The organism is Streptomyces sp. NPDC004561 (assembly GCF_053602155.1).
Genome location: NZ_JBSGDB010000785.1, coordinates 1 through 2,471 on the forward strand (window position 1 = coordinate 1; position 2,471 = coordinate 2,471).

Here is a 2,471-nt window from a genome sequence, read left to right on the forward strand (position 1 = left end):
TCTTCCAGCTCGTCCTCGCTTAGCGCGCCGGTGAACGTCGAGTTCTACACGGGCGTGGGGACCACCCTGGAGATGCCGGTCATGCTGGCGCCGGTGCCCAACGTCGACCGGATCGCGCACGTCCTCACCGGCGACCTCGGAGTGGTCCCCGGCAACCGGGTCCTGCTGCGCGGCCCCACCACCCCCTGGCTCGCGGCCTGCTGGCTGGCGGTGCTGAAGGCGGGCGCGGTCGCGGTCACCGTGCTGGCCCAGCAGCGCCCGCACGAGCTGGCGACCGTGTGCGAGATCGCCCGGGTGGAGCACGCGCTGTGCGACGTACGGGCGGTGGACGACCTGGCGAAGGCCGAGATCCCCGGGCTGCGCATCACCACGTACGGCGGTGACGCCCCCGACGACCTCCTGCGCCGTCCCGCGCCGGGCACCCCCTTCCCGGCGGCCGACACCGCGTCGGACGACGTCGCCCTGATCGCGTTCACCTCGGGCACCACGGGTCGCCCGAAAGGCTGCATGCACTTCCACCGGGATGTGCTGGCCATAGCGGACACCTTCTCGCGGCATGTGCTGCGCCCCCGCGAGGACGACGTCTTCACCGGCAGTCCTCCGCTGGGCTTCACCTTCGGCCTCGGCGGACTGGTGGTCTTCCCGATGCGGGCCGGCGCCAGCGCCCTGCTCCTGGAACAGGCCGGCCCCCGCCAGCTGCTCCCCGCCATCGCCGAGCACCGTGTCTCGGTCCTGTTCACCGCCCCGACCGCGTACCGCGCCATGCTGGGCGAGCTGGCCGGTCACGACGTCTCGTCACTGCGGCGCTGCGTGTCCGCCGGCGAGAACCTGCCCGCGGCCACCTGGCGGGCCTGGCACGAGCGCACGGGGGTGCGCGTCATCAACGGCATCGGCTCGACCGAACTGCTGCACATCTTCGTCTCCGCCGCCGACGAGCACATCAGACCCGGCACCACGGGCCTGCCGGTACCGGGCTGGCAGGCGCGGGTCCAGGACGCGGCCGGGCAGCCCGTGCCCGACGGCGAACCCGGTCTGCTGGCCGTGCGCGGACCGGTCGGCTGCCGCTATCTCGCCGACCCGCGCCAGCGCGACTACGTGCGCGGCGGCTGGAACATCACCGGCGACACCTATGTGCGGGACCCCGACGGCTACTTCCGCTACGTGGCCCGCGCCGACGACATGATCATCTCGTCCGGGTACAACATCGCCGGCCCCGAGGTGGAGGACGCCCTGCTGCGGCACCCGGACGTGCTGGAGACGGCCGTCGTCGGCCGCCCCGACGAGTCCCGCGGCCAGGTGGTGGTCGCCTACGCCGTGCTGCGCGACGGGGCCCGGCGCGACCCGGAACCGCTGCGCGCCTTCCTCACGTCGGAACTGGCGCCCTACAAATGTCCGCGCGAGTTCGTCTTCCTCGACGCCCTGCCCCGCACGGCCACCGGCAAGTTGCAGCGGTTCCGGCTGCGTACCCGAGGTGACCAGCAATGATGCCGACGACCTAAAATGATCAACGTGTCCGACCAGCACGCCCCCAGGTCCCTCATCGTCACGCTCTACGGCGCGTACGGCCGCTTCATGCCCGGCCCCGTGCCCGTCGCCGAGCTGATCCGGTTGCTGGCCGCGGTCGGCGTGGACGCGCCCTCCGTACGCTCCTCGGTGTCCCGGCTCAAACGGCGCGGGCTGCTGCTGCCCGCCCGCACGGAGTCCGGCGCGGCCGGGTACGAACTCTCGTCCGAGGCCCGCCAGTTGCTCCAGGACGGCGACCGCCGCATCTACGCCACCGCACCGCCCGCGGACGCGGGCTGGGTCCTGGCGGTCTTCTCCGTCCCCGAGTCGGAGCGGCAGAAGCGGCACGTCCTGCGCTCCCGGCTGGCCGGGCTGGGCTTCGGCACGGCGGCCCCCGGGGTGTGGATCGCCCCGGCCCGGCTGTACGAGGAGGCCGAGCACACCCTGCGCCGGCTGCGTCTCGACCCGTACGTGGACTTCTTCCGCGGCGAGCACCTCGGCTGCGCCCCCACCCCGGAGGCCGTGACCCGCTGGTGGGACCTGGCCGCGATCGCCAAGGAGCACGAGCGCTTCCTGGACTCCCACGCACCCGTCCTGCACGCCTGGGAGCGCCGCCCGGACACCCCGCCCGAGGAGGCCTACCGGGACTACCTCCTCGCCCTCGACTCATGGCGCCACCTGCCCTACACGGACCCGGGGCTGCCCACCCGGCTGCTCCCCGCCGACTGGCCGGGGGTGCGCTCGGCGCAGGTGTTCCGCGGGCTGCACGAGCGGCTGCGGGACGCGGGCGCGGAGTTCACCGGGGTGGCGTGAGCACCCGCCGGCTCAGAACCGGCGCAGCCGCATCGCGACGCCGTGCCCGACCGCCAGGTAGATCACCGCGGGCAGACCGTAGTCGAGCAGGACCCGCAGGCTCTCGGTGTCCATCGTGAAGATGTCCTGCGACCACCAGGCCAGCGAGTCGGCCA

2 protein-coding genes are annotated in these 2,471 nt (G+C 73.4%); both read left to right on the top strand.

Features of this window, described 5'->3' with window-relative positions; genetic code table 11:
• Window positions 1-1,485 (top strand): AMP-binding protein (locus tag ACWEN3_RS45250; RefSeq protein ID WP_452984117.1); only part of this gene is annotated, 1,485 nt, incomplete at its 5' end.
• A gap of 15 nt (window positions 1,486-1,500) precedes the next feature.
• Window positions 1,501-2,316, top strand: a complete 816-nt coding sequence (locus ACWEN3_RS45255) for a PaaX family transcriptional regulator (RefSeq protein WP_452984119.1) — start codon at window positions 1,501-1,503, stop codon at window positions 2,314-2,316.
• Window positions 2,317-2,471: the final 155 nt, after the last annotated feature.

What these genes read in the sequence shown, in the direction of transcription:
- ACWEN3_RS45255 (WP_452984119.1), top strand. Translation starts at nt 1,501, where the DNA reads ATGATCAACGTGTCCGACCAGCACGCCCCCAGGTCCCTCATCGTCACG.